Raw genomic sequence first — 26,333 nt, forward strand, 5'->3', positions numbered from 1 at the left:
CCCGTGACATGGGAAGTCAATCGATGCACATCTCTGTTATATCCATCGATATGACGCTAGCATCTCCTGCAACTCAATCCACGGGCGCACCGTCCGGCCAGAAGCCCGGTCGGCTGCCCAGGTAAGGGAGGCAAGACGATGTCCTCAGGGTCCCCCGCGCGGCGCCGCCTCATCCGGGCGTTCGCCGTCGTCGCCACCGCGGCGGCCGTCTCTGCGGCCAGCACCACCGCAGCGGTCGCCGCACCCACCGGTGAGATCCGCGGTGCCGGCGCGTCGAACGCGATCAGCGGAAGCTACCTTGTCGTTCTTCGTTCCGACGCGGTCGGCACCGCCGGATCGTCGGCCGCCCGCGCCGCCGTCCCGGACCGGGCCAGCACCCTGGTCAAGCGGTACGGGGGCAGTGTCTCCGACGTGTTCAGCGCCGCGCTGACCGGCTTCTCCGCCAAGATGACCGCCGCCCAGGCCGCCCGGCTCGCCGCCAACCCCGCGGTGGAGTACGTGGAGCAGGACCAGAAGATCACGCTCGCGGCCACCCAGAGCAACCCGACCTGGGGCCTGGACCGTATCGACCAGCGCAACCTGCCGCTGAGCAGGAGCTTCACCTACCCGAACACGGCCACCAACGTGCGGGCGTACATCATCGACACCGGCATCCGGACCACGCACAACGACTTCGGCGGCCGGGCCACCTGGGGCACCAACACGGTCGACAGCAACAACACCGACTGCAACGGCCACGGCACCCACGTCGCCGGCACGGTCGGCGGCTCGACCTACGGTGTCGCCAAGGGCGTCCGTCTGATCGCGGTCAAGGTGCTCAACTGCTCCGGCAGCGGCTCCACCACCGGCGTGGTCAACGGCGTGAACTGGGTGACCGCCAACGCGGTGAAGCCGGCCGTGGCCAACATGAGCCTCGGCGGTGGGGCCAGCACGACCATCGACAACGCGGTGGCCAACTCGATCCGCGCCGGCATCAGCTACGCCGTGGCGGCGGGCAACTCCAGCGCCAACGCCTGCAACTACTCGCCGGCGCGCGTCTCGACCGCCATCACCGTCGGCTCGACGACCAACACCGACGCCCGGTCCTCGTTCTCCAACTTCGGCTCCTGCGTGCACATCTTCGCGCCGGGCACGAGCATCACGTCGGACTGGCACACCAGCAACACCGCGACCAACACGATCAGCGGCACCTCGATGGCCTCGCCGCACGTGGCCGGCGCCGCCGCCCTCGTCCTGTCGGCCAACCCGTCCTGGACCCCGGCCCAGGTCAAGACCTACCTGGTCAACAACGCCACCACCGGCGTGGTCACCAGCCCGGGCAGCGGCTCCCCGAACCGCCTGCTGTTCGTGGTCAACTGACCCTGACCTGAAACCGGCCCGGCGGATCACCGATCCGCCGGGCCGCTTCACGCCGCCAGGTCGACAAGCACCGAGGTGGTCGAAGCAGTCTGAGCCGGGAAGGCCCGCGCCGGGCCGTCGACGTGCACCGTCACCTGGCCGCCCACCGGCCAGTCGGCGCCGCCGTCGAGGATCCGCGCGGTGATCCGGGTGCCGTCGGCCAACCGGAGCCCGATCAACGCGTCATGCCCGTGGAAGTCGTGTCGCAGGACGCTGGCGGTGACCCCGGCCGATCCGGCGGCGACGCGCACCTGCTCCGGGCGGACCAGCACGGTGACCTGGCCGTCGGTCACCGGTCCGGTCACCGGCAGCAGGCCGAGCGCGGTCCGGGCGCTGCCCTGTTCGACGACCGCGGGCAGCAGCACCGCGTCGCCGACGAACCCGGCCACCCACACGTCGATCGGCTCGCGGTAGATGGTGGTCGGCGCGTCGGCCTGGATCACCCGTCCGTCGCGGAGCACCACCACCTTGTCGGCCACCGACAGCGCCTCGCCCTGGTCGTGGGTCACCAACACGCCGGTCGCGCCGTCGGCGCGCAACGCCTCGCGTACGTCGTGCCGCAGTCCCGCCCGCAGGCCCGCGTCGAGAGCGCTGAACGGCTCGTCCAGCAGCACCACCGACGGCCGGGGGGCCAGCGCCCGGGCCACTGCCACCCGCTGCTGCTGCCCGCCGGAGAGCTGATGCGGCATCCGGCCGCCATATCCGGCGAGCCCGACAAGCGTCAGCACCTCCTCGACCCGGTCGGATCGCCGGGCGGCGCGGTCCAGGCCGTAGCCGACGTTGTCCGCCACGCTCAGATGCGGGAAGAGCGCGCCCTCCTGGGGCACCACCGCGATGTTGCGGCGGTGCGCCGGCAGGTGCCGCCCACCGCCTGCCACCCGGCTGCCGTCGATCAGGATCTCCCCGGCGTCGATCCGCTCGAAGCCGGCCAGGCAGCGCAGCAGCGTGGTCTTGCCGCAGCCCGAGGGCCCGAGCACGGCGGTCAGTTTGCCGGAAGGCACCCTGACGTCCACCCCGGCCAGGGCGGTGACCTGCCCGTACCGCTTGACCACCCCGCTGAGCACGACCTCGCTCATGCCGGCCCTCCACTGAATTGATGATGTGTTCTGCTCATGCCCGCTCCTCCTTGTCGAGCAGGCCGCTACGGGCGACCAGCAGCCAGGTGGGCAGGGCGGAGATCGCCACCAGCAGCGCAGCGTAGGGTGCCGCGGCGGCGTAGGCGCCGACGGCGGTGCTGGTCCACAGCTCGGTGGCCAGGGTGTCCATCCCGGTGGGCCGCAGCAGCAGGGTGGCGGGCAGTTCCTTCATGCCGGTGAGGAAGACCAGCGCGGCGCCGGCGCCGATGCCGGGCAGGATCAGCGGCAGGGTCACCGTCCGCAGCACGGTCCACGGTCCACGGCCGAGTGACCGGGCCACCTCCTCCAGACCGGCGGGGGACTGGGCGGCCGCGCCGGCCACCGCGCCGACCGCCAACGGCAGGAACAGGGTGGCGTACGCGAGGGCGAGCAGCCACCAGGTCTGGTAGAGCGGGTACGCCACGTTGATGCCGAAGAAGATCAGCGAGAGCCCGATCACCACGCCGGGAAGGGCGTGGGCCAGATAGGCCAGCCGGTCCAGCAGGCTGGTCAGCGGGCCGGGCGCCCGTGCCGTGAGCAACCCCAGGGGCAGCGCCAGCAGCATGGTCAACGCTGCGCCGGCCAGTGAGACGGTAAGCGAGTTCCCGGCTGCGGCGAGCACCTCGGGCAGCGCGCCGGGGCGGGACACGCCGGCGGCCAGCCGCCGCCCGAGACTGACCGCCGGCACGCCGAGCGCCAGCCCGGCGACCCCGACGAGAACGGCGATGACCGGCCAGCGGGCCGGGCCGAGCGGCAGCCGGGACACCGGCCGACGGGCACCGCCGAGCCGGGAGTACCGGGCGCCCCGACGACGGGTGGCGGTCTCGCCGGTCAGCAGCAGCACCGTCAGCGCCACCAGCACGCAGGAGAGCACCAGCGCTCCGGTCCGGTCGAAGCCCATGTCGAAGGCGACGAAGATGGCCCGGGTGAAGGTGTCGGCGCGCAGGATGGACACGGCACCGAAGTCGGAGAGTACGTAGAGCGCGACCAGCAGGGCCCCGGCCGCGGTGGCCGGGCGGATCTGCCGCAGGGTCACCGCGGTGAAGGTCTGCCAGCCGCTGCGCCCCAGCGACCGGGACACCTCCTCCTGGGCCGGGTCGGCCCCGCGCAGCGCGGCGGCGACCGGCAGCAGCACGTACGGGTAGGAGCAGAGGGTCAGCACCAGCGCGGCCGGCCAGAACCCCTCCCACTGGGGCACCGTGGAGACCCAGGCGAAGGCCGCGATGTAGGTCGGTACGGCCAGCGGCAGGGCCGCCAGCACGGCGAAGAGCCGACGACCGGGCAGGTCGGTGCGGGTGACCAGGAAGGCGGTACCCACGCCGAGCAGCACACAGGCCGTGGTGACCACCGCCGCCAGGCCGATGCTGCGCAGCGCGAGCAGGCCCACCCGCTCGGTCCACAACTCCGCGGCGATCCGGTCCCAGCCCGCCTCGGCGGTGCGTACCGCGAGGTAGGCCAGCGGGATCAGGGCGACGGCCACCGCGGCGGTCGAGGCCGCGAGCAACGCCGGCCGGGGAGCCAGCCGCCGCACCTGCCCGGGTACGCCGAACAGGGCCGACCCGGTGCGGGACGGCCCTGTGACGGTCGGCGGAGCGGTCAGGGGACCAACCCCGAGTTCTTGATCATGGTGACGGTGGCGTCGAGCGTGTCCAGGTCGTTCAGGTCGATCTGCGGCACCGCCAGGTCGGCCAGGGCCGGCACGAACGCCGGGGCGGGCGCGCCGTCGATCACCGGGTACTCGTAGGTCTGCTCGGCGAAGTAGGTCTGGGCCTCGGTGCCGAGCAGGAAGTCCACGAACGTCTGCACGTCCGGGTTGTCGGCCGCGCGCTTGAGCACGCCCACGCCCGCCACGTTGACCAGCCCACCGGTGTCACCGCCGGGGAAGAAGTGCAGCTTGGCCTTGAGCGCGTCCGGCGTGGTGCCCTGCTCCTTGGCGACCTCGCCCAGGTAGTAGTGGTTGATCAGGCCGGCCGGGATCGCGCCGCTGATCACGTCCTCCAGGATCTTGCCGTTGCCGTCGCGGATCTGCGGGTCGTTGGCCTTGAGCCCGCGCAGGAACTCCTCGGCCTTGGCGTCGTCGTGCTGCACCCGGATGGCCGTGATGAACGCCTGGAACGACGCGTTGGTCGGTGCGACGCCGACCTTGCCCTTCCAGGCCGGCCCGGTGAGGTCGAACACCGAGGCTGGCAGCTGGTCGGCCGGTACCAGGTCTGGGTTGTAGGCCAGCACCCGGGCGCGGGCGCTCACGCCGACCCACTGGCCGTTGCCGGCGCGGTAGGTGGCCGGCACCTTCGCCGTGGTGGCCTCCGGAAGGGTGCTGAACATGCCCTGCTTGGCAACGGTGCCGAGAGCTCCGGCGTCCTGGGCGAGGAACACGTCGGCCGGGGACTTGTCGCCCTCCTCGACCAGTTGGGCCGCGAGCTGTGCGGTGTTCGCGTAGCGGGCGTTGACGGCGATGCCGGTCTGCTCGGTGAACTTGTCCAGCAGCGGCTTGATCAGCTGCTCGTTGCGCCCGCTGTAAACGGTGATCTGCTTGTCGGCGGACTGATCGGAGCCGGTTGCCTTGTCCTCCTCGCCCGATCCACAGGCAGCCAGGCCGACGGTGAGCAGACTGGCGGCGAGCAACGCACGCGCGATGCGGCGGGTGGCAGGCACGGTGAACCCCTTCTCCGGTTGATCCGGCAGCCCGGTACTGGTCAGGCGACCGACGCGCCGAAGTTAGCACAGGCTAACCTCAGTTCGGAATTCGGTAGGGTGCTGCACCGGTTCGGGTGAGGCAGGTCATTGACTGTCCGGATCTTCCGGCCAGTTGGCCGTGAAGATCCAGTCGAGGCCGTCCTCACCTTCCGTGTCCAGCTGCGGCGCCCGCCGTAGACCGGCGCGTACGGCCACTGTCGACGACGCGGTGTTGTCGGGTCGAACTCGGGCGATGACCGGATGCGCGGTCAGGTGTCCGGCTGCCCAGTCGACCACGGCGGTGGCGGCCTCCGTGGCGAACCCGTTGCCCCAGACCGGCGGGTCGAGACGGTAGAAGAGGTTCGACACGGTACGACCGTGCAGCGTCATCAGCTTGATGCCGCAGAAGCCGAGCGGCTGGTGGTCCCGCAGGTGGAGGTGGACGGTCCAGTAGCCGAAACCGTGTCGCTCCCAGTGCTCGTTCCAGCGCAGGTAGCGCTCCTCGGCTTCGGCCCGGGTGTCGAGGGCGTCGGCCGGATTGTGAGCGTACGCCCGGGGGTCGCGGTGGAGGCGATGGATGGTGTCGATGTCGGCGGGGGTCGGGCGGCGCAGTGAGAGCCGAGGAGTCCGCAACTCCTCGTGGTCGATCAGGTCGGCATGGCCCATGTCTGATTCTCCCTCTGCTGGCATGGGACCGAGGTCGGCCTGCTGATGGGATTCGACACGCCTCGGTCGTCCGACGTCGGTTGCCCGGGCCGGTAGGGGAACATGGCTGCCATGACGCTCGCACTGCCCATCGACCCGCAAGCGAACCAGCTGCTGGTTTCTGACCCGTTGGCCCTGCTCGTCGGCATGGTTCTTGATCAGCAGGTGTCGATGGAGAAGGCGTTCTCTTCTCCGTACGTGCTGACTCAGCGACTCGGTCACGACCTGGACGCCCGCGAGATCGCCGGGTACGACCCGGAGGCCCTGGTGGCGCTCTTCGCCCAGCCGCCGGCCCTGCACCGGTTCCCGAAGGCGATGGCGGCCCGGGTGCAGGAGGTGTGCCGGGCGCTGGTCGCGCACTACGACGGCGATGCGGCCCGGCTCTGGGCCGATGCGGCGGACGGCCGTGAGTTGCTCGCCCGCATCGCCGCCCTGCCCGGGTTCGGTCGGCAGAAGGCGCAGATCTTCCTCGCCCTGCTCGGCAAGCGGTTCGGGGTGCAGCCGCCCGGCTGGCAGGAGGCGGCGGGCGACTACGGCGACCCGGACGCGCACCGCTCCGTCGCCGACGTCACCGACGCCGAGTCACTGCGCCTGGTCCGGGAGTACAAGCAGCAGATGAAGGCGGCGGCGAAGGCGAAAGCCACCGGCGCCTGACCGCTGGCAGGGTTTCCGCCCTCGGCCGGGCCGGGTCGATCGTCAGGCGGCGCTGGGCTGGGCCAGCGAGGCGATGGCCCGCCGGACGTCGGCCAGCGAGACGGTGGCCGAGTCGTCCAGGTCGGCGAGACCGGCCTCGATCCACTGCCGCATCAGGGTGGTCACACCGATGCCTCGGGCGTCGGCCGCTGCCCGGACCCGTTCGTAGGTCTCCAGCGGCAGCCGCACCGAGCGGCTGACCATCGGGGTGTCGGTGTCGGGGACGGGAAGCTCCACGGCTCGGCTCTCGTCGATCAACTCGGCGAGCCGCTCACCGCCGCTGTGGAACTGCTTGGTCGCGTCGTGACGGTCCATCGTCACCGCCTCCTGCTCTCCGGAGATTTTCGTACCGCCTCGTCGTAGCGCTTGGCCTCGACGTCACTCAACTCGCGGGCGGACAGGACGTCCCAGTCGTTGTCGGCCCCGTCGGCCTCGGCCAGCAGCACCGCGATCCGCCGCCCCCGGGCGGTGGTGGCGTACACCACCATCACGTCGTCACCGAGGTGGCGGATGACGCGTCGGCTGCTGTGCAGCGCCGCCCAGACTTCCCCGGGTGTGACGTCGTAGACCCGCAGGTTGGCCAACGCCTCGTCGGTGAAGCTGAACCGGCTGCCCACAGCGAGAGCGTACCACGCACGTAACACGAACCGTGGGCCGACGAACCTCGCCGCCCGGGCCGCGGTGGTGACAGGATGGGTGGGATCCCCGAGGAGGTACACGGTGAAGCGTCAGGCGTACCGACCGATCCTCATCACCGACGCCTCGCGAAGCCAGGACGACCAGCTGACCACCCGGCAGCGGCGGTACGTCATGATGATGTGCGTCCGGGCGGCCTGCGTGGTCGTCGGCGCGATCCTGGTCGGCGCCAAGGCGCCCCTGCTCTGGCTCTGGCTACCCCTGGTGGCGCTGGGCATGCTGATCGTCCCCTGGCTGGCGGTGCTGCTGGCCAACGACCGTCCCCCGAAGGACGAGCACCGATTCGCCAACCGCTTCCGGCGCGGCCAGCCGACGGAGGCCCCGGCGAGAAGTCTCACCGCCGAGGAACGCCCGCACAAGGTCATCGACGCCGAGCCCTGACCGCCGGCGCAGCTCGCGCGGGGGCCGGAGGAATCCCGGTCAACCCCGCGCGAGGCCGTGCTGTCGTCGTGGTCCGCGTTACCCGGTCAGCCGGACGGGCGGGCACCGACCTGGGACACCGCCGCCGCGCCGAGGCGGGTGGCCCGCTCCAGGGCGGCGTGCGGCGCGGCGCCGGCCAGCCATCCGGTCAGCAGTCCGGCGGCGAAGGCGTCACCGGCTCCGGTCACGTCGACCACCGCCACCCGGCGGGCCGGGATGGTGACGATTGTCGGCTTCCGGTCCACCCAGGTCGCGCCGGCCGCGCCCTGCTTGACCACCACCCGCCGGGCCGAGGCGACAAGCGCGCGTGCCTGGGCCACCGGGTCGAGGCCACCGGCCAGCACCGCCGCCTCGTCGGTGTTCACCAGCAGCAGGTCGACCTCGCGTATCCAGGACAGGAAGGCTGCCGCACCGACCGCTCGCAGCGGTGCGGCCGAGGCCGCGTCGACGCTTGTCGTCATGCCGCGCTGGCGGGCGACCTTCAGCGCGTGCAGCCCGGCCGGCCGGGAGCCGGCGTCCAGCAGGGCGTAGCCGGACAGATGCAGATGGGTCGCGTCCTCGGCGGCGGCCAGCGCCATGTCGACGTGCTCGGGCGTCAACCGGACGTTCGCCCCGCGTTCGGTCACCATGGTGCGTTCATCGCCCACGGCCAGCACGATCACCGTTCCGGTGGCACAGCCGGGTACCCGGGCCACCACGCAGTCGACCCCCGCGGTGGTCAGCTCCGCCACCCGGTCCCGTCCCGCGGTGTCGTCGCCGACCGCGGCGACAAGCGTCACCGGCACACCCTGCGCGGCGAGCCAGGAGGCCGTGTTGGCGGCCTGGCCGCCCCCGGTGAACTGGATCGCCGCCGCCGTGTCCGAGCCGGTCGCGAGCGGGCCGGTCAGCACCGCCACCACGTCCGTGATCACGTCACCGACAACGATGATCCGACCGGTACGGCTGGCCGCGTCCGGTGTGCCGACGGCACCGGTGTCCCGCCCGGCGGTCCGCTCGCTCACGGCTCCGCCAGGGTTCGTGGCTGCGCGGCTCGCAGGGCCGGCGCGCTGTTCGCGGTCACGCCGCAGGGTCCGCGCGGCGGGCGGCGGCGACCGCGATCCGGGCGGCGAGGTCGGCGTTGCGCAGGATGATCCGGACGTTGACCGCCAGGCTCGCGCCCTGCGTGGCCGAGTGGAAGTGCGCCAGCAGGTACGGCGTCACGGCCTTGCCGCTGATCCCGTCGCGCTCCAGCCGGGCCAGCCCTTCGGCGAGCGTACGGTCGTGCAGTTGCGGATCCAGCTGCTCGTCGGTGGGCAGCGGGTTCGCGACGACCAGACCGCCGTGCTGGACCCCGTGCTGCTCCCGAGCGGCCAGGATGTCGGCGATCAACTCCGGGGAGTCGGCGGACCAGTCCAGGTCGAAGCCGCTGTCGGTGATGAAGAAGCCCGGGAACCGGCGGGTGCGGTAGCCGACGACGGTCACCCCGAGGGTTTCCAGGCGTTCCAGCGTCGCGCCCACGTCGAGGATCGACTTGACCCCGGCACACACCACGGCGATCGGCGTCGAGGCCAGCGCGACCAGGTCGGCCGACTCGTCGAAGGTCTGTGCCGCCTCACGGTGCACCCCGCCGAGGCCACCCGTGGCGAACACCCTGATCCCCGCGGCGGCGGCGAGCGCACTGGTCGCGGCCACCGTGGTGGCGCCGTCCGCGCCGGTCGCCGCAGCCACGGCGAGATCGCGTACGGAAAGCTTGGTCACGCCGTCGGCGGTGGCCAACCGGGTCAACTCGGCGTCGTCGAGGCCCACCACCAGCTCACCGGCGACCATGCCGATGGTGGCCGGCACCGCCCCCGCGTCCCGGACGGCCTGTTCGATCTGGCGGGCCACCGTCAGATTGTCCGGTCGGGGCAGGCCGTGCGAGACGATTGTGCTTTCCAGCGCGACCACTGGACGGTGTTGGCGCAGCGCCTCGGCCACCTCGGTGCCGTAGCGCAGATGAAAGTTGGTCACAGTCGCCCACCGTACTGCCGGCACGCCGCGTACCTCAGGTGGACCGGGGTCAGGTGACCTGCCAGACTTGTGGGTTGGAGGTGTAGACGTGAGTGCACAGGTTCTCGAGCGTCCGGAACTGAAGGACGCCGACACTGGTCCGGAGATGTTCCACTACGTCCGGAAGGAAAAGATCGCCGAGAGCGCCGTCATGGGCACGTTCGTCGTGGCGCTGTGTGGGGAGAAGTTTCCGGTGACGAAAACCCCCAAACCGGGCTCGCCGGTCTGCCCGAAGTGCAAGGAGATCTACGACTCGTACACCGAGTGAGCCCGCGTCGGCCGCGTAACCTGCGGCGGTGACCACCTCCACCGCCCTTCTCCTGGCCGACCTGGCCGGGGTCGCGGTCTTTGCCGCCTCGGGTGCTTCCGCTGCGGTGGCCAAACGGCTCGACCTGTTCGGTGTCGTCTTCGTCGGCTTCGTCGCCGCCCTCGGTGGCGGGATCGTCCGTGATCTGGTGATCGACGAGGTTCCGCCGCTGGCCTTCGCCGACTGGCGGTACGCGACCACCGCCGCAGTGACCGCCGGGGCGATCTTCTGGCTGCACCCGCAGTTCGCCCGGCTCCGTACCACCGTGCTGGTGCTGGACGCGGCCGGGCTCGGCCTGTTCACCGTCGCCGGTACCCTCAAGGCCCTCGACGCCCAGGTGCCGCCGGTGGGCGCCTGCCTGATCGGCATGATCACCGCGATCGGCGGCGGACTCTGTCGCGACCTGCTGACCGGCGAGATCCCGGTCGTACTGCGGCGGGAGATCTACGCTGTGGCGGCGCTCGCCGGTTCGATCGTGGTGGTTCTCCTCGACGGCCTGGGATACGCCGGGCCGATCCCGCTCGTCGCGGCGGTGCTGCTGGTCTTCGGCGTACGCCTGGTGGCCTTGCGGCGCCGCTGGTCGGCGCCGGTGGCGGCGCTCCGGCCACCACCCCGCACCGGCGGCATTACCGGCCCACCCGACTAGGGTCTGCCGGTTGCAGTGGTGCACGGCACCCAGCGCCGGTGTGGCGTCGAGTGGGGCTCGGGGCCGCTGCTGGTTATGCTGAGTCGGCCTTCGCGGCCATCGGTGCGCGGAGGCGTTTTCATGGGGCGGCTGACGTGCCCCTCGGCCCGGTTCGTAGGCCTGCGGTCGGGCCATCGTGCGCATCGGAGAGGAGCTAACGCGTGGCACCCCGGACGCCGGCGCTCGAGTCGTTCCCGCCCCTGCGGGCCTGGCAGCGCAAGGCATTGGTGGAGTACCTGCGCCGGCGCAGCGAGGATTTCACCGCGGTCGCCACGCCTGGCGCGGGTAAGACCACCTTCGCCCTGCGGATCGCCGCCGAACTGCTGGCCGACGGCACCGTCGAGGCGGTCACCGTGGTCGCCCCGACCGAGCATCTGAAGACCCAGTGGGCGGAGTCCGCGGCCCGGGTCGGCATCCAACTCGACGCCGCGTTCCGTAACGCCGATCTGCACTCCTCGGCCGACTTCCACGGCGCGGTGGTCACCTACGCGCAGGTCGGGATGGCCCCCCACGTGCACCGGCGGCGCACCATGACCCGGCGGACCCTTGTCATCCTGGACGAGATCCACCACGCGGGCGATTCCCGTACCTGGGGCGACGGGGTGAAGGCCGCCTTCGAGCCCGCGGTACGCCGGCTGATGCTGACCGGTACCCCGTTCCGCTCGGACGACAATCCGATCCCCTTCGTCAGCTACGAACGCGGCGAGGACGGTCTGCTGCGCTCCCGGGCCGACTCGGTCTACGGCTACTCCGACGCGCTCCGCGAGGGCGTGGTGCGGCCAGTGCTGTTCCTGGCGTACTCGGGGGAGACCCGGTGGCGCACCAACGCCGGTGAGGAGTTGGCGGCGCGGCTGGGGGAGCCGATGACGCAGGATCTCGTCGCCCAGGCGTGGCGTACCGCCCTGGACCCGGCCGGTGACTGGATGCCGCAGGTGCTGCGGGCCGCCGACGCCCGGCTGAGCGTGCTGCGGGAGGCCGGCATGCCGGACGCCGGTGGGCTGGTCATCGCCACCGACCAGCAGGCCGCCCGGTCGTACGCCAAGCTCATCGAGCAGGTGACCGGGGAGAAGGCCGCGGTGGTGCTCTCCGACGACGTGGGTGCTTCGGCCCGGATCGCGACGTTCGCGGCCTCTGAGCAGCGCTGGTTGGTCGCGGTGCGGATGGTCTCCGAGGGGGTGGACATCCCCCGGCTGGCCGTCGGGGTCTACGCCACCAGCGCCAGCACCCCGCTGTACTTCGCCCAGGCCATCGGGCGGTTCGTCCGGGCCCGCCGACCGGGGGAGACCGCGTCGGTCTTCCTGCCCAGCGTGCCGCACCTGCTCGGGCTGGCCAGCGAGATGGAGACCGAGCGGGACCACGTACTCGGCAAGCCGAAGGACCGGGAGGGCTTCGACGACGACCTGCTGGAGCGGGCCCAGCGGGACGAGCAGGCCAGCGGCGAGTTGGAGAAGCGCTTCGCCGCCCTGTCGGCCACCGCCGAACTGGACCAGGTGATCTTCGACGGCGCCTCGTTCGGTACGGCCGCCCAGGCGGGCACCCCGGAGGAGGAGGAGTACCTGGGGCTGCCGGGTCTGCTGACCGCGGACCAGGTCGCCGCGCTGCTGTCCAAGCGGCAGGCCGAGCAGTTGGCCGCCCAACGTCGCCGCGCCGCCGAACGGCAGTCCGAGACGTCGGCCCCGGTGGCGGCCCCACCGGCCCCGATGAGCGCCGCCCAGCGCCGGGTGGCGCTGCGCCGACAACTCAACGCCCTGGTCGCCGCCCGCCACCACCGCACCGGTCAACCTCACGGCAAGATCCACGCCGAACTCCGCCGCCTCTGCGGCGGCCCCCCCAGCGCCCAAGCCACCATCGAACAACTGGAAGAACGCATAGCCACCGTCCAAACCCTCTGACCGAGGGTCGGCCCGCCCGCAAACCTCTTGATCAACAAGTGCGAGGGTGAGTTGGGCAGAAAGCGGCCGGAGGCATCCTTTGGATGCCTCCGGCCGCTTATGTCGGGTTATGGATCTCAGTTGGAGATCAGGTCGGCACCACGCCAGGAGAACTCCGGGTCCGTCGCGTACCGCACGGTGATCTTCACGAGATCCTCGGCGTACTTGTTGGCGTGGTGTCCACAGAACACCAACTCACTGCCACCCGCGAGGGTGATCCGAAGCTTGCCAGCGGCATTGCAGCGGTCGCACCGTTCATCGGCGGCCGGGGGGCTCACCGTCTCGGGCGGCGGCGTGAGGGTCGGGGTCATCGCCTTCCTCCTCTGGTCGTCACCGATGAACACTCTCTTCGGTCTTGGTCACCTATCGTGCAACACCCATGTCGGGCCTCGCCTTCCCTGTGTGCCCCCGGGGGACCGAGGTCACACCTGGCACCGACAGTGTGCCGTGCACCCAGGGTGCCACGTCAACGATCACATTCGTGCAACCACCTGATCACCATCCGGCGTTGACGCCAGGTGATCAAAACGACACGATCGGTTGACGATTGCTGATCAGTCGAGGTAGTCGCGGAGTACCTGGGAACGGGACGGGTGGCGCAGCTTGGACATGGTCTTGGATTCGATCTGTCGGATGCGCTCGCGGGTCACGCCGTAGACCTGCCCGATCTCGTCCAGCGTGCGCGGTTGCCCGTCGGTCAGACCGAACCGCAGGCGTACCACACCCGCCTCACGCTCGGACAACGTCTGGAGCACCTGCTGGAGCTGATCCTGCAGCAGCGAGAAGGAAACCGCGTCGACCGCCACCACAGCTTCGGAATCCTCGATGAAGTCACCGAGCTGGCTGTCGCCCTCGTCGCCGATGGTCTGGTCGAGCGAGATGGGCTCCCGGGCGTACTGCTGGATCTCCAGCACCTTCTCCGGTGTGATGTCCATCTCCTTGGCCAGCTCCTCCGGGGTGGGCTCGCGGCCCAGATCCTGGAGCAGCTCGCGCTGGATCCGACCCAGCTTGTTGATCACCTCGACCATGTGCACCGGGATGCGGATGGTGCGGGCCTGGTCGGCCATGGCGCGGGTGATGGCCTGGCGGATCCACCAGGTGGCGTAGGTGGAGAACTTGTAGCCCTTGGTGTAGTCGAACTTCTCGACGGCGCGGATGAGGCCGAGGTTGCCTTCCTGGATGAGGTCGAGGAAGGCCATGCCACGACCCGTGTAGCGCTTCGCGAGCGAGACGACCAGCCGGAGGTTGGCCTCCAGCAGATGGTTCTTCGCCCGCTCGCCGTCGCGGGAGATCCAGAGCAGGTCACGCTGCATGTCGCGGGCGAGCTTCTCCTCGCCCTCCTCGGCGGCCCGCAGACGCTCGGCGGCGTAGAGGCCGGCCTCGATCCGCTTGGCCAGCTCCACCTCCTGCTCCGCGTTGAGCAGCGGAACCTTGCCGATCTGCTTGAGGTACGCCCGGACCGAGTCGGCCGAGGCGGTCAGCTCGGCGTCCCGGCGGGCCTGCTTGAGGGCCTCGGACTCCTCGTCGTCCCACTCGAAGTCGTTGTCGCTGGCGGAGCTCGCCGCGTCGGCCTCGGCAGCCTGGGCCAGCTCGGCCGGCTCCTCGACCACCACGTCCTCGATCTCGGCGGCGAGTTCCTCGGGGTCGACGTCGCCCTCGGCGCCCTCGCCCTTGGCCTTGCCGGCCGCCTTGGTGGGCTTCGCCGCGCTCGCGGCGGCCACCGTCGCCTTGGTGGCCCGGGTGGACTTCTTGGCCGGTACGGCGGCCTTGGCGGCCACCTCGGCCGTGGTGCCGGTGGTCTTGCGCGAGGTCGCCTTACGGGGCGCCGGCGCGGTGGCCTCCTCGGCCGCGGGCGCCTGCTTCGGGGCAGGCGGTGCCGCCTTCTTGGTGGTCTTGGCGGTGGTGGCGCGGGAGGCCGGGGTCGCGGAGCGAGCGGCGGCGACCCGACGGCGGGTGCTGGCCGAGCCGTCGACCACCACGGTCACTCCAGCCTCGGAGAGCGCCCGCAGGATCTTCTTGGCCTGGGCCGGAGTCACCTCGGCGGACTCGACGGTGCGCGCGAGCTGGGCCGACGTGAGCTGGCCGCCGGCGCTCTGCGCGTGGGCGATCAGGGTGTCGGTGAGCGAGCGAACGTCGGCGCCGGTCTGGCGGGGTTCTGTCACGAATGACCTTCCGGAGGCGAAGAGCGAGCACGGCCGGATCGTCCGGCGCGCAGTGGTGCACCGTGCCGGGCGATGTGGTTGAGGAACCCCCGTGTCCCCGGCCGACCGGTCGTTCGGTCGTCCGTGGCGCGTGGGCAGGGGTGAATTGTAACGCCGTCTGCGGCGATCATCCTGCGCCGCACGGCTGATCGGCGACCGGGGCCGCCGATTCGGTGTGCTTGTGGACTTTGTAAGGATGATACCCGCGTGCGACCCGGATACCCGGCCGTGCGGGAAGGGGACGGATGATGGATCGCTCGTCGGCACCGGAACTGTTGGAAATCGCGGTCGACGTGGCCCGGGACGCCGCCGCCACGGCGTACCGGATGCGGGCCGAGGGTGTCTCGGTCACGGCGACCAAGAGCACCGTCACCGACGTGGTGACCGCCGCCGACCGGGCCGTCGAGCGCCAGATCAGCGACGCGCTGCGGCGGCTGCGGCCGGACGACGCCATGTTGGGCGAGGAGTACGGCGCGGCGGGACCGGGCAGCGACGCCTCGACCCGGGTGCGCTGGATCGTGGATCCCATCGACGGCACGGTCAACTACCTGTACGGGCTGGCGCACTCCGCGGTCTCCATCGCCGCGGAGGTCGACGGCGAGGTCGTGGCGGGGGTGGTGCGCAACATCCACACCGGCGAGGAGTGGACCGCCACGCTCGGCGGCGGCGCCTGGCGGGACGGCCGACAGCTGCGCTGCTCCACCGAGACCGACCTCGGACAGACGCTGGTGATCACGGGATTCGGCTACGACCCGGCCCGCCGAGCACACCAGGCCCGGGTGGTGGCCGAGTTGATCCCGCACGTGCGGGACATCCGTCGGCTCGGCGCCGCCGCCATCGACCTCTGCCTGGTCGCCGAGGGCCGAGCCGACGCCTACTACGAGAAGGGGCTGGCGGCCTGGGACCAGGCGGCCGGAGCGCTGGTCGCCGCCGAGGCCGGTCTGCGGGTCGGTGGCCTCGGCGGGCGCGCACCGGGCCCGGACATGGTCATCGCCGCACCGCCGGCGATCTTCGCCCCGCTGCACGATCGCCTGGTCGACCTGGACGCCGACGGCGGACCCTGACACCGTTCGGCGGTCATCGTCGAGCCGGTCGGCTCGCGTCGACCCGCCGGTGCCGGCCGGCCGGTTGAGCAGCGATTCGACCGGGCGGCCGGTGAGATCGGTCCGTCCGGTCGAGGGCGCTGTCCACGTCACGGGATTCGAGTGGCCGGGTGGCCTGAGTCAGTTGCCGACCGGCATCGGGCAGGAACCCGGCGGTGCGACCGGCGCGCCGAGGTCACCGATGGACTGGTTGACCTCGGTGGTGGTGGCCAACTGCTGGAAGCCGTTGCCGAGGACGACGTCGACGACGTCGTCCGGACGCTCGACGTCGTACTCCAGTGCGGCGTTGCCCAGGAAGTACGCGCGCAGCAGGTGGGCCGACCCGACGCCCTTCGGGCCGTAGCGCAGCACCGCTACGTCGTCGATCTGCTTCTTCTCGTTTGCTTCCTTCTCCACCTGGAAGTCGCGGTTACGGAAGTCGTCGCCGACGCTGGCGGCCAGACCGGGACGGTCGGTGCCGTTGTACACGCGGATCTTGACGTCCTTGTGGTCGCGAAGGGTCACATCGGCGCGGGGCCAGTCCTCGGGGCACCCTTCGGCGGTACCGGCGTTACTCTGGGTGTCCCGGACGACGGCGATCACGACGAAGACCAGGGCGACCACCGCCAGCGTGCCGACGATGACGAGTGCTCGCACTCGCGCAAAGCTCATCAGGGGGCTCCCGGGCAGTGTTGGGTGGCGGCGACCGTCGACGGTCGGGCCGGCGGCCGTCTGGTACGCCGCTGAGGTTAACCGTTGTCCGACCGTCGCGTGGAAACAGTCCGACATGCCGGCGCGCCATCCGAGAAGCGGGTAGTACTACCCCTATCTTCGTGTCGCCTGAGTCACATTGGGAACAAGTTCCCGCGCAGGGGCGTACATCTCAGCCACGAGGGCGGTATACATGCCTCGCCCAAAGGGGGGGTAGGGTTCCGCGCTCGCCGGGAGATTCTCTTGGCGGACTGGCCCGAGCGGTCGTCGGGTCGGGTGGCCGACACTAGCGGTGGCCGGCCAGCGGAACCGAAACAGCGTCGTCCGGCGTTACAACCGGAAGCGACAACATCGAAATGGGAGAGTGAAACCGATGGCCACCGACTACGACGCCCCGCGCCGCGACGAGGTCGACCTCGGCGAGGACAGCCTGGAAGAGCTGAAGGCCCGGCGTGTCGACTCGCAGTCGGGCGCCGTGGACGTCGACGAGGCCGAAGTGGCTGAGAGCTTCGAGTTGCCTGGTGCTGACCTGGCCGACGAGGAGCTGACGGTCAAGGTGCTGCCGATGCAGCAGGACGAGTTCCGCTGTGCTCGCTGCTTCCTCGTGCACCACCGCAGCCAACTGGCGGTCGAGCGCAACGGCGAGCTGATCTGCCGAGAGTGCGTCTGACCGAACGTACGACACCACCGCACAGCGGCGGCTTCCCTGGGGAGCCGCCGCTGCCCGGCTCGGCGAGCGCCGCGCCGATCGACCTGCTTCACTCGTAATGGGGTGGCCGCCGTGCCGGCGGTCGTCCAGCCGGGGAGGTCGGGGCAGTGAACGAACGAACCATCGGCGTGCGGCGGTGGCGTCACCGGGTGGCGCGCGACGGAGCGCCGGCATGAGCGAGTGGAGCGCGGGCATCGACGACGGCGGTGCCGACGAACTGGGTACGACCGTCGCCGCGCTGACCGCCGACGAGATCGAGCCCGCCAAGCGGCGTCAGCTGCTGGGGCGACTGGTCCGGCAGGCCCGGGCCCGTGGCGTGGGCGGCCTGTTCAAGCCGAAGACGGCGCTGCGCTGGATGACCGACACGGTGGCCGAGATCGCCCCGCACGTGCCGATCCGTGACCTGGCCACCCTGCGCCGGCACTTTCCCGACCTGGACGACGAGGCGCTGGCCGATCGGCTGGTACGCAACGCCGCCCGGGCGACCGCGGGCATCGGTGCGGCCGGCGGGGGTGCCTCGGCCGTCCAGTGGACGGTCACGCCGACCCTGCTGTCCGCGCCGGTCCTGCTCGCCGCCGAGACGGTCGCCGTGGTGGCCATCGAGCTGAAGCTGACCGGGGAACTGCACGAGATCTACGGCGCGCCGCTGCCGGCCAGTGGTGCCCAACGCGCCGTCGCGCTGATGCAGGCCTGGGCCAACCAACGCGGGGTCAATCCGATGGTGCCCGGGGTGGGCATCGGTGCGGTGCTCGGCACGGCCGCCCGCCGCGAGCTGCGGGACACGCTGCTCAAGCGCTTCGGCCGGAACCTGACCACGCTGGGGCCCTTCCTCACCGGTGCCGCGGTGGCGAGCTACCTGAACCGGCGGGCCACCCGTACCCTGGCCGACCAGCTCCGCACCGACCTGCGTCGACAGCGGCGCAGCCTGCCCGGCTCCCCACCGACCGTGCCCGGCCCTCCACCCGCACTACCCGGCTCCTGACCGGTTCCGGGGTGGGCTGTCAGCGGGTCGCGTCGCGGGCGGCCAGCAGGGCCTCGGCCAGCTCCACCGGGTGGCGGGTACTGACCACCCAGAACGGGGTGGGGTCGTCCGGATCGTCGAGGACCACCTGGACGGCGCCGGAGATCCAGGGCCGTTGGACGACGAAGGCCAGCGGATCGGCTCCGACGCCGAGCACCTCACGGCGCCCCTCGGCGTCCAGAGCGACGACGTCGGCGACGAACCGCACCGGCAGCCGGGCGTCGTCGACCCGGAACTCGCCGTCGGCCACCGCGATCCGGATCCGACCCAGCCAGGCCAGACCGGCGGCAGCGGCCGGCAGCAGCACCACGAACGGCAACCAGGCCCGTACGCCGGTCGCGCCCATCCACAACTCCACCGCGAGCAGGGCGGCGGTGGCCAGCCCGGCCAGCCACAGCCACCAGGGCAGCCGAAGCCGCTCGGCGTACGCCGGGACGGATGGTGCGGTGTGGGAGGGTGACACGCTCACTCATACCAGGGTACGGCGCGCGACCGCCGGGGTACCGGGCAGGATGGCAGGGTCACCCCGGCGCAGAAGACGAAAGAGGGAACCGTGACCGACGTGGTACCCGTGCTGGTCCGGCAGCTCGATCCCGAGCTTCCGCTGCCCGCGTACGCCCATCCCGGTGACGCCGGTGCCGACCTGGTGGCGGCCGGCGACGTCGAGCTGCCGCCCGGCGGCTGGGCGCTGGTGCCGACCGGCGTGGCGATCGCGCTGCCCGAGGGGTACGTGGGCCTGGTCCACCCCCGATCGGGGCTAGCGGCCAGACTCGGCGTGACGGTGCTCAACGCGCCCGGTACGGTCGACGCCGGCTACCGGGGTGAGATCCTGGTCAACCTGATCAACCATGATCGGGCTGTGCCAGTGAAGATCTCCCGGGGCGACCGGATCGCACAACTCGTTGTGCAACGGGTGGAACGGGCGGCCTTCCAGCCGGTGGCCGAGCTGCCCGCGTCCGGACGCGGTAGCGGTGGGCACGGCTCCACCGGTGGACACGCCGGTCTGGTGCCGCCGCGGGCGACCGACGGCGCGGACGGAAACGATGGCACGGTGAGTGTGAACAGCGGAGGATGGACCCAGTGATCTTCTCCCGGAAGCGAGCCACGGGACGGCACGCCAGTGACGAGCGGGCCGTCGAGGCCCCGGACACCGTCGAGGCGGCTCCGGCCGAGCCCGCGCGCGGCCCGTACGACGTCAGCGAGGCACCCGCCGGGGTGCAGCGGCTCGACCTGGGCAGCCTCCAGATTCCGGCGGTGCCCGACGTCGAGGTGCGGGTGCAGGCCGACCCGCAGGGCGTGATCCAGCAGGTCGTCCTGGTGCACGGGCAGAGCGCCCTGCAGCTCGGTGTCTTCGCCGCCCCGCGCAGCGAGGGGATCTGGGACGAGGTGCGCGAGGAGATCCGCCAGTCGCTGTTCAACGACGGCGCCGCCGCGCAGGAGGTGACCGGCGAGTACGGCACCGAGCTGCGGGCCCGGGTCCGTACCGAGGATGGTCTGACCGACCTGCGGTTCGTCGGAATCGACGGGCCGCGCTGGATGGTCCGCGCGGTCTACCAGGGTGAGGCGGCGACCAATCCGGCGGCGGCCGGAGCGTTGGCCCGGTGCATGGAAGGGCTGGTCGTGGATCGCGGGATGGAGGCCAAGCCGGTACGCGAGCCGCTGCCGCTGCGGCTGCCGCGTGAGGCGGGCGAGCAGGCCGCCGCGGCGGACGCGGCCCCCGGCGCGAGCTGAGGGACGTCTGCCGTTGCGCACCGTCCGGGCGTACATCGTCGGCATCGGGACGGCCTCGCGTCGGCGTACGCTGGCGCGAGTCGTCCCGGTCCCGCCGGGGCGGCCGGGTGCCGGCACGGGTCGGCCGGTGTGGAGAGGGTGACGCGGAGGTCATGACCACCGACGAGGGTCAGGGTTCGCTGCGGCGGATGCTGCGCCGGTTCACCGCCAGCGAGGCCGAGATCGAGGCCCAGCAGTTGCAGCAGGAGAGCGCCCGCTGCGGCGGGGTGCCGGTGACCCAGTGCATGCGAGGTCAGGTGGTCTCCGTCACCGGACGGTTGCGTACCGTCGTCTACACGCCCCGGACCAACCAGCCGGCGCTGGAGGCGGATCTCTACGACGGCAGTGACGTCGTCACCCTGGTCTGGCTCGGCCGGCGACACATCACCGGGATCGAGCCGGGACGACACCTGACCGCGCGGGGGCGGGTCGCGCTGCGGGACGACCGTAAGGTGATCTACAACCCGTACTACGAGTTGGAACCGTCGACGTGACGCCTGCGGCCCGGCGGATGAGAGACTGGCCGGACATCCCGGCACGACAGCACCGACTGCCTCGGAAAGGCGGGCGATGACCACCGGACAGCAACCGGCCACCCAACCGGACACCGGCCCCGGCGACGAGGAGCGGCTGCCCACCGTCGCCGAGCAGATGGCCGACCAGCTCGGCGGTTGGCGGGGGCTGGTCGAGTCCAGCATCCCGGTCGTGGTCTTCGTGGTCGTCAACATCGTCGGCGCGCTGCGCCCCGCGGTGATCGCCTCGGTCGGCGTGGCGGTGCTCATCGGTGGGCTGCGGCTGGCCCAGCGCAAGCCGGTGCGGCACGCCGTCAACGGGCTGTTCGGCATCGGCATCGGTGCCGCCATCGCCTGGCGCACCGGCGAGGCCCGGGACTTCTACCTTCCCGGCATCCTCTACGGCATCGGGTACGGGCTGGCCCTGCTGGCCTCCGCAGCGATCCGTCAGCCGCTGGTCGGCTGGCTCTGGTCGGTGCTGGTGGCCAAGGGCAGCTCCGCCTGGCGGGACGACCCGAAGCTGGTGCGCACCTTCACCGGGCTGACCGTGCTCTGGGGAGTGGTCTGGCTGGCCAAGGTCGGTGTGCAGGCCGCGCTCTACCTGGCCGAGCAGGACACCGCGCTCGGCGTGGCCCGCCTGGCGTTGGGTTACCCGCCGTACGTCATGCTGCTGTTGATCACGGTCTGGACGGTGCGCCGGGTCACCCGCAACAACGAGCCGACGCCGCTGCCCGGCAGCTGACCGGCGCAGCCGCGCCGGTCAGCGCGACTCGCGGGTCCGCTCGACGCTGTCCGGGCCGAGCACCACCGCGCGGACCGCGTCCTCCACCTCGGTGGTGCAGACGAAGATCAACTCGTCGCCGGCCTCGATCGGATCGTCCGGGCTGGGCACCAGCACCCGCTTGCCGCGCAGGATCGCCACCAGCGCGGCGTCGCGGGGCAGCGGCACCGCCCGCAGCGGCTGACCGACGTACGGCGCGGTGGGCGGCAACGTGATCTCGACCAGGTTCGCCTCGCCCTGCCGGAACGTCATCAGCCGTACCAGGTCGCCGACGGTCACCGCCTCCTCGACCAGGGCGGCCATCACGCGCGGCTTGCTGACCGCGACGTCCACGCCCCACTGCTCGGTGAACAGCCACTCGTTCTCGGCCCGGTTGATCCGGGCGACCACCCGAGGCACCGCGAACTCCGTCTTGGCCAGCAGCGAGACCACCAGGTTGGCCTTGTCGTCCCCGGTGGCCGCGACCACCACGTCGCAGCCGGCCAGGTCGGCCTCCTCCAGGCTGGTCAGCTCGCAGGCGTCGGCGAGCACCCAACGGGCGTCCGGCACCCGCTCGGGCCGCAGCATCCGGGGCTGCCGCTCGATCAGCATCACCTGGTGGCCGTTCTCAATCAGTTCCTGGGCGATGGAGCGGCCCACGTTGCCTGCGCCGGCGATGGCGATCCGCATGATCACTGCCCCCCGTCCGGTGCCGCGGCGATCTCGGTGACCGTCGCCACCATGTCGTCGGTCACCAGCATGAAGATCTGGTCACCCTCCTGCACCACGCTGGAGGCGGTGGGCAGGGTGCCGATGCCGAAGCGCAGCAGGTAGGCCACCCGGGCCCCGGTGGCCTGTTCCAGCCGCTGCACCCGATGCCCGATCCACTCCCGGTGCACGGGCACCTCGATGATCGACACAGTGCTGGTCGGGTCGCGGAAGATCTCCACGTTGCCCTCCGGCAGCAGGTGTCGCAGCATCCGGTCGGCGGTCCAGCGCACCGTCGCCACGGTGGGGATGCCGAGGCGCTCGTAGACCTGCGCCCGCCGCTGGTCGTAGATGCGCGCGGCCACCCGGGACACCCCGAACGTCTCCCGCGCCAACCGCGCCGAGATGATGTTGGAGTTGTCGCCGCTGGAGACGGCGGCGAAGGCGTCGGCCCGCTCGATGCCGGCCTGACGGAGCACGTCGCCGTCGAATCCCGCCCCGGTGACGGTGGTGCCGGCGAACTCGGGGCCCAGCCGGCGGAACGCGTCGGCGTCCTGGTCGATCACCGCCACCGAGTGACCTCGGGACTCCAGGTTGTGCGCCAGGATCGAGCCGACCCGGCCACAGCCCATGATCACGATATGCACGCCGCCCTCCCAAGGTGCGCCCGTCACCGCGAGCCTGCCACGTCCTGACGCCAGGCGGGGACCGACGGTACTCCGCTCACGTTCGACACCCGCACCGACCTCAGCCCGGTCCAGGACGACGGGAGTGGCGACGTCAGCCGTACGCTTGGCGACCGTGGCCCGAACCCTGCTGAAGCGGCTGCTCGTCGGTCGACCGTTCCGGTCCGACCGGCTCAAGCACACCCTCCTGCCGAAGCGCATCGCCCTGCCCGTATTCGCCTCGGACGCGTTGTCCAGCGTCGCGTACGCGCCGGACGAGATCCTGCTGATGCTCTCCATCGCGGGCGCCTCGGCCTTCGTCTTCTCGCCGTGGGTGGCCCTCGGGGTCGTCGTGGTGATGCTGACCGTGGTGGCCAGCTACCGGCAGAACGTGCACGCCTACCCCTCCGGCGGTGGCGACTACGAGGTGGCCACCGTCAACCTGGGCCCCCGCGCCGGGGTCGGGGTGGCCAGCGCGCTGCTTGTCGACTACGTGCTGACCGTCGCCGTGTCGGTCTCCTCCGGGGTGGCAAACCTCGGCTCGGTCATCCCGTTCGTCGCCACCCACAAGGTGCTCATCGCGGTCAGCGCCGTGATCCTGCTGACCGCGGTCAACCTGCGCGGGCTCAAGGAGGCGGGCAGCGCCTTCGCCATCCCCACCTACGGGTTCATGATCGTGATCGTCGGCATGATCCTGACCGGGCTGGTCCGCATCGTGGTGCTCGGTGAGGACCTGCGGGCGCCCAGCGCCGACCTGGTCATCGCCGCCGAATGGCACGACACCACCGGCTGGGCCATGGCGTTCCTGCTGCTGCGCAGCTTCTCCTCCGGCTGCGCCGCGCTCACCGGAGTGGAGGCGATCTCCAACGGCGTACCGGCGTTCAAGGCGCCCAAGAGCCGCAACGCCGCCACCACCCTGCTGATGCTCGGCCTGGTCTCGGTCACCATGCTGGTCGGCATCATCTGGCTGGCCCGGCTCACCGGGCTGCAGTTCGTCGAGGACCCGAGCCAGCAGATCGTCGCCGGTCCCGAGGGGTACGTGCAGAAGACGGTCACCGCCCAGCTCGGCGAGACGATCTTCGGCTCCGGCTCGGTGCTGCTGTTCCTGGTCGTCGGGGTGACCGCCACGATCCTGTTCGTGGCCGCCAACACCGCTTTCACCGGCTTCCCGGTCCTCGGCTCGATCCTCGCCCAGGACCGCTACCTGCCCCGCCAACTGCACACCCGAGGCGACCGGCTGGCCTTCTCCAACGGCATCCTCTTCCTGGCCGCCTTCGCGATCGTGCTGATCGTCGGGTTCCAGGCCGAGGTGACCAAGCTGATCCAGCTCTACATCGTGGGGGTCTTCGTCTCGTTCACCCTCTCCCAGGCCGGCATGATCCGGCACTGGAACCGGCGCCTGCGTACCGAGCGGGATCCGCAGGTGCGTCGCCGGATGCTCCGGTCCCGGGCGATCAACACCTTCGGCATGGCGATGACCGGCGCGGTGCTGGTCATCGTGCTGATCACCAAGTTCCTGCTGGGCGCCTGGATCGCCATCGTCGCGATGGGCGTGATCTACCTGCTGATGCTGGCCATCCGCCGGCACTACGACCGGGTCGCCGTCGAGCTGGCACCGGACGACGGGCGACCGGTGCTGCCGGCCCGCAACCACGCCATCGTGCTGGTCAGCAAGCTGCACCAGCCGACCCTGCGGGCCGTGGCGTACGCCCAGGCCACCCGGCCGGACACGCTGACCGCGGTGACCGTCAACGTGGACGACGTCGACACCCGGCAGTTGCAGACCGAGTGGGAACGTCGGGACGTGCCGATCCCACTGACGGTGATCGACTCGCCGTACCGGGAGATCACCCGACCGATCCTGAACTACGTGGCCGGGGTCCGCCGGGACTCGCCGCGCGACGTGGTCACGGTCTTCATCCCCGAGTACGTCGTCGGGCGCTGGTGGGAGAACCTGCTGCACAACCAGAGCGCACTGCGGCTCAAGGGTCGGCTGCTGTTCGAGCCGGGGGTGATGGTCACCAGCGTGCCGTGGCAGCTCGCCTCGACCGCCGGCAAGGACCTCGACCGGATGGACGCCACCCTGGGGCGGGGGCCGGTGCGGGGTCCCCGGGCGGTGCCCCGCAGCACCCTTCCGCCGAGCATCGCGCCGGTGGACCCCACGCCGATGGACCCCGTGCCGGTGGACCCCGCGCCGTCCGGGCCGGGCCAGCAGTCGTCGAACGGAGAGACGCGGTGAACGAGGTGACCCTCCCGGTGCAGCAGTCCGAGGCGGCCGATGGTCGCGGTGGGTTGACCGAGGCCGAGCAGGTCGAGTTGACCGTGGCGGCGGTCGCCCCCGGCGGGCACTGCGTGGCCCGGGTGGACGGGCAGGTGGTCTTCGTCCGGCACGCGCTGCCCGGCGAGCGGGTGGTGGCCGAGGTCACCGAGGTGCATCGCGGCTTCGTCCGAGCCGACGCGGTACGGGTGCTGGAGCCCTCGCCGGACCGGGTCGAGCCACCCTGCCCGTACGCCCGGCCGGGGCGCTGTGGTGGCTGCGACCTGCAACATGTCGCGGTGCCCGCCCAGCTGCGCTGGAAGACCGACGTGGTGCGGGAGCAACTGATCCGCCTCGGCGGCCTCGACGAGGCCGGGTGCGACGCGCTGAACGTACGGGTCGAGACGCTGCCCGGCGGTCCGCTCGGCTGGCGGTCCCGGGTCCGCTACGCCGTCGACGCGGCGGGCCGGGCGGGTCTGCTCAAGCACCGCTCGCACGAGGTGGTGCCGGTCGACCGGTGCCTGATCGCCCACCCGGCCATCCAGGACCAGCCGGTGCTCACCTCCAGCGGCACCCGGTGGCCCGCCGACGACGCGGTGGAGGTGGTCGCCTCCACCGGCGGCGACGTGACGGTGACGGCCTCGACGGCGGGGCGTACCCGGCGGGTCAGCGGACCGGAGCGGGTCCGGGAGTTGGCTGCGGACCGGGAGTGGCACCTGCCCGCCTCGTCGTTCTGGCAGGTCCATCCCGCGGCTGCGGACACCCTGGTCGCCGCCGTGCTGGAGCTGACCGGGCCGGAGCCGGGGGAGCGGGCCTGGGACCTCTACGGCGGGGCCGGGCTGTTCGCCGCGGCGCTGGCCGAGCGGGTCGGCGAGAGCGGCCGGGTCACCCTGGTCGAGGCGGCCGGCGACGGTGTGGCCGCCGCCCGGGAGAACCTGCGCGACCTGGCCCAGGTGGAGGTGGTGGCGGCCCGGGTGGAGACGGCGTTGGCCCGCCGCCGGATCACCGGACCGGTCGACGTGGTGGTGCTCGACCCGCCGCGTTCGGGTGCCGGAGCGCGGGTGGTGCGCGACGTGGTCGCCGCCGGGCCCCGGGCGGTGGCGTACGTGGCCTGCGACCCGGCCGCCTTCGCCCGCGACCTGCGGGTCTTCACCGATCTCGGGTGGCGGCTGGCCGCCTTGCGTGGGTACGACCTGTTTCCGATGACCCAGCACGTGGAGCTGGTCGGGTTGCTGTTGCCGGCGTGAACACCGCCTGTTCCCGGGTGTGGCGCTGACCTCGTG

At 71.6% G+C, this 26,333-nt stretch carries 29 protein-coding genes; 15 read left to right on the top strand and 14 right to left on the bottom strand.

Annotated elements, in window-relative coordinates; all coding sequences use genetic code 11:
- The first annotated feature begins 138 nt into the window (after window positions 1-138).
- The gene (locus tag EG812_RS17495) at window positions 139-1,359 is read left to right on the top strand and encodes a S8 family peptidase (protein WP_013732282.1); all 1,221 of its coding nucleotides are present in this window, start codon (window positions 139-141) and stop codon (window positions 1,357-1,359) included.
- Window positions 1,360-1,406: 47 nt separating this feature from the next.
- Here EG812_RS17495 and EG812_RS17500 read toward each other — a convergent pair whose 3' ends face one another.
- The 4 genes from EG812_RS17500 to EG812_RS17515 form a co-directional block, all read right to left on the bottom strand.
- Window positions 1,407-2,474 carry an ABC transporter ATP-binding protein gene (locus tag EG812_RS17500; protein ID WP_126712190.1) on the bottom strand — a complete coding sequence of 356 codons (1,068 nt, stop codon included), beginning with the start codon at window positions 2,472-2,474 and terminating at the stop codon, window positions 1,407-1,409.
- A gap of 34 nt (window positions 2,475-2,508) precedes the next feature.
- Window positions 2,509-4,044: an ABC transporter permease gene (locus EG812_RS17505; RefSeq protein ID WP_126712191.1), complete on the bottom strand. Its 1,536-nt coding sequence runs from the start codon at window positions 4,042-4,044 to the stop codon at window positions 2,509-2,511.
- A gap of 65 nt (window positions 4,045-4,109) precedes the next feature.
- Window positions 4,110-5,168 (bottom strand): iron ABC transporter substrate-binding protein, encoded by a 1,059-nt coding sequence (locus EG812_RS17510; RefSeq protein ID WP_126712192.1) that lies wholly within the window; start codon window positions 5,166-5,168, stop codon window positions 4,110-4,112.
- A 126-nt stretch (window positions 5,169-5,294) separates the two neighbouring features.
- Window positions 5,295-5,855, bottom strand: coding sequence for a GNAT family N-acetyltransferase (locus EG812_RS17515; RefSeq protein WP_013732286.1), 561 nt, complete (start codon window positions 5,853-5,855; stop codon window positions 5,295-5,297).
- A 111-nt stretch (window positions 5,856-5,966) separates the two neighbouring features.
- Between EG812_RS17515 and EG812_RS17520 the strand changes: the two genes are divergently transcribed.
- Window positions 5,967-6,548, top strand: coding sequence for an HhH-GPD-type base excision DNA repair protein (locus EG812_RS17520; protein ID WP_013732287.1), 582 nt, complete (start codon window positions 5,967-5,969; stop codon window positions 6,546-6,548).
- A 42-nt stretch (window positions 6,549-6,590) separates the two neighbouring features.
- On the opposite strand, the gene EG812_RS17525 is transcribed toward EG812_RS17520, so the two are convergent.
- Window positions 6,591-6,902, bottom strand: coding sequence for a hypothetical protein (locus tag EG812_RS17525; RefSeq protein ID WP_043723428.1), 312 nt, complete (start codon window positions 6,900-6,902; stop codon window positions 6,591-6,593).
- A 2-nt stretch (window positions 6,903-6,904) separates the two neighbouring features.
- Complete coding sequence (locus EG812_RS17530; RefSeq protein ID WP_232510707.1) at window positions 6,905-7,204, bottom strand: hypothetical protein; 300 nt, start codon at window positions 7,202-7,204, stop codon at window positions 6,905-6,907.
- A gap of 103 nt (window positions 7,205-7,307) precedes the next feature.
- Between EG812_RS17530 and EG812_RS17535 the strand changes: the two genes are divergently transcribed.
- Window positions 7,308-7,664, top strand: a complete 357-nt coding sequence (locus tag EG812_RS17535) for a DUF3099 domain-containing protein (protein WP_013732290.1) — start codon at window positions 7,308-7,310, stop codon at window positions 7,662-7,664.
- An 86-nt stretch (window positions 7,665-7,750) separates the two neighbouring features.
- Here EG812_RS17535 and EG812_RS17540 read toward each other — a convergent pair whose 3' ends face one another.
- Window positions 7,751-8,632 (bottom strand): carbohydrate kinase family protein, encoded by an 882-nt coding sequence (locus EG812_RS17540; RefSeq protein ID WP_043723432.1) that lies wholly within the window; start codon window positions 8,630-8,632, stop codon window positions 7,751-7,753.
- A gap of 127 nt (window positions 8,633-8,759) precedes the next feature.
- Window positions 8,760-9,692, bottom strand: a complete 933-nt coding sequence (locus tag EG812_RS17545; RefSeq protein WP_126712193.1) for a pseudouridine-5'-phosphate glycosidase — start codon at window positions 9,690-9,692, stop codon at window positions 8,760-8,762.
- Between the two features lie 88 nt (window positions 9,693-9,780).
- On the opposite strand from EG812_RS17545, the gene EG812_RS17550 reads away from it, so the two are divergent.
- The 3 genes from EG812_RS17550 (at window position 9,781) to EG812_RS17560 (ending at window position 12,615) form a co-directional block, all read left to right on the top strand.
- Window positions 9,781-9,999 carry a DUF3039 domain-containing protein gene (locus tag EG812_RS17550; protein WP_013732293.1) on the top strand — a complete coding sequence of 73 codons (219 nt, stop codon included), beginning with the start codon at window positions 9,781-9,783 and terminating at the stop codon, window positions 9,997-9,999.
- Window positions 10,000-10,027: 28 nt separating this feature from the next.
- Entirely contained in the window at window positions 10,028-10,684 is a 657-nt protein-coding gene (locus EG812_RS17555; protein WP_126712194.1) for a trimeric intracellular cation channel family protein, read from the top strand.
- Between the two features lie 200 nt (window positions 10,685-10,884).
- The gene (locus EG812_RS17560; RefSeq protein WP_126712195.1) at window positions 10,885-12,615 is read left to right on the top strand and encodes a DEAD/DEAH box helicase; all 1,731 of its coding nucleotides are present in this window, start codon (window positions 10,885-10,887) and stop codon (window positions 12,613-12,615) included.
- A gap of 116 nt (window positions 12,616-12,731) precedes the next feature.
- Here EG812_RS17560 and EG812_RS17565 read toward each other — a convergent pair whose 3' ends face one another.
- Both EG812_RS17565 and EG812_RS17570 read right to left on the bottom strand, forming a co-directional pair.
- Window positions 12,732-12,965, bottom strand: coding sequence for a DUF7455 domain-containing protein (locus EG812_RS17565; protein ID WP_013732296.1), 234 nt, complete (start codon window positions 12,963-12,965; stop codon window positions 12,732-12,734).
- A 243-nt stretch (window positions 12,966-13,208) separates the two neighbouring features.
- Window positions 13,209-14,816, bottom strand: coding sequence for an RNA polymerase sigma factor (locus tag EG812_RS17570; RefSeq protein WP_013732297.1), 1,608 nt, complete (start codon window positions 14,814-14,816; stop codon window positions 13,209-13,211).
- 284 nt (window positions 14,817-15,100) lie between these two features.
- Here EG812_RS17570 and EG812_RS17575 point away from each other — a divergent pair, with 284 nt between their 5' ends.
- The gene (locus tag EG812_RS17575; RefSeq protein ID WP_126712196.1) at window positions 15,101-15,919 is read left to right on the top strand and encodes an inositol monophosphatase family protein; all 819 of its coding nucleotides are present in this window, start codon (window positions 15,101-15,103) and stop codon (window positions 15,917-15,919) included.
- Between the two features lie 159 nt (window positions 15,920-16,078).
- On the opposite strand, the gene EG812_RS17580 is transcribed toward EG812_RS17575, so the two are convergent.
- The gene (locus EG812_RS17580) at window positions 16,079-16,594 is read right to left on the bottom strand and encodes a LytR C-terminal domain-containing protein (RefSeq protein WP_199743904.1); all 516 of its coding nucleotides are present in this window, start codon (window positions 16,592-16,594) and stop codon (window positions 16,079-16,081) included.
- Window positions 16,595-17,021: 427 nt separating this feature from the next.
- On the opposite strand from EG812_RS17580, the gene EG812_RS17585 reads away from it, so the two are divergent.
- Window positions 17,022-17,318, top strand: a complete 297-nt coding sequence (locus EG812_RS17585) for a DUF4193 domain-containing protein (protein ID WP_007075406.1) — start codon at window positions 17,022-17,024, stop codon at window positions 17,316-17,318.
- A 211-nt stretch (window positions 17,319-17,529) separates the two neighbouring features.
- Window positions 17,530-18,339, top strand: a complete 810-nt coding sequence (locus tag EG812_RS17590; RefSeq protein WP_126712198.1) for a hypothetical protein — start codon at window positions 17,530-17,532, stop codon at window positions 18,337-18,339.
- Between the two features lie 19 nt (window positions 18,340-18,358).
- On the opposite strand, the gene EG812_RS17595 is transcribed toward EG812_RS17590, so the two are convergent.
- Window positions 18,359-18,847 carry a DUF3093 domain-containing protein gene (locus EG812_RS17595; protein WP_436278298.1) on the bottom strand — a complete coding sequence of 163 codons (489 nt, stop codon included), beginning with the start codon at window positions 18,845-18,847 and terminating at the stop codon, window positions 18,359-18,361.
- Between the two features lie 84 nt (window positions 18,848-18,931).
- On the opposite strand from EG812_RS17595, the gene dut reads away from it, so the two are divergent.
- From dut to EG812_RS17615, 4 genes are all read left to right on the top strand, one after another.
- Window positions 18,932-19,462 (top strand): dUTP diphosphatase, encoded by a 531-nt coding sequence (dut, locus tag EG812_RS17600; protein ID WP_126712199.1) that lies wholly within the window; start codon window positions 18,932-18,934, stop codon window positions 19,460-19,462.
- On the top strand, window positions 19,459-20,109 hold the full coding sequence (locus EG812_RS17605; protein WP_013732303.1) for a DUF3710 domain-containing protein: 651 nt from the start codon (window positions 19,459-19,461) through the stop codon (window positions 20,107-20,109). The genes dut and EG812_RS17605 overlap by 4 nt, the downstream gene beginning before the upstream one ends.
- A 152-nt stretch (window positions 20,110-20,261) precedes the next feature.
- Window positions 20,262-20,642, top strand: coding sequence for an OB-fold nucleic acid binding domain-containing protein (locus EG812_RS17610; RefSeq protein ID WP_013732304.1), 381 nt, complete (start codon window positions 20,262-20,264; stop codon window positions 20,640-20,642).
- A 76-nt stretch (window positions 20,643-20,718) separates the two neighbouring features.
- Window positions 20,719-21,402, top strand: a complete 684-nt coding sequence (locus EG812_RS17615) for a DUF3159 domain-containing protein (RefSeq protein ID WP_013732305.1) — start codon at window positions 20,719-20,721, stop codon at window positions 21,400-21,402.
- 18 nt (window positions 21,403-21,420) lie between these two features.
- Here EG812_RS17615 and EG812_RS17620 read toward each other — a convergent pair whose 3' ends face one another.
- Both EG812_RS17620 and EG812_RS17625 read right to left on the bottom strand, forming a co-directional pair.
- A complete protein-coding gene (locus EG812_RS17620; protein ID WP_193386294.1) occupies window positions 21,421-22,110 on the bottom strand; it encodes a potassium channel family protein in 690 nt (229 codons plus the stop codon).
- 2 nt (window positions 22,111-22,112) lie between these two features.
- The gene (locus tag EG812_RS17625) at window positions 22,113-22,775 is read right to left on the bottom strand and encodes a potassium channel family protein (RefSeq protein ID WP_013732307.1); all 663 of its coding nucleotides are present in this window, start codon (window positions 22,773-22,775) and stop codon (window positions 22,113-22,115) included.
- A 154-nt stretch (window positions 22,776-22,929) separates the two neighbouring features.
- On the opposite strand from EG812_RS17625, the gene EG812_RS17630 reads away from it, so the two are divergent.
- Complete coding sequence (locus EG812_RS17630; RefSeq protein ID WP_233579526.1) at window positions 22,930-25,032, top strand: APC family permease; 2,103 nt, start codon at window positions 22,930-22,932, stop codon at window positions 25,030-25,032.
- The gene (locus EG812_RS17635; protein WP_502697199.1) at window positions 25,029-26,297 is read left to right on the top strand and encodes a class I SAM-dependent RNA methyltransferase; all 1,269 of its coding nucleotides are present in this window, start codon (window positions 25,029-25,031) and stop codon (window positions 26,295-26,297) included. The genes EG812_RS17630 and EG812_RS17635 overlap by 4 nt, the downstream gene beginning before the upstream one ends.
- Window positions 26,298-26,333: the final 36 nt, after the last annotated feature.

Source organism: Verrucosispora sp. FIM060022 (genome assembly GCF_003977705.1).
Taxonomy (GTDB): domain Bacteria; phylum Actinomycetota; class Actinomycetes; order Mycobacteriales; family Micromonosporaceae; genus Micromonospora; species Micromonospora gifhornensis.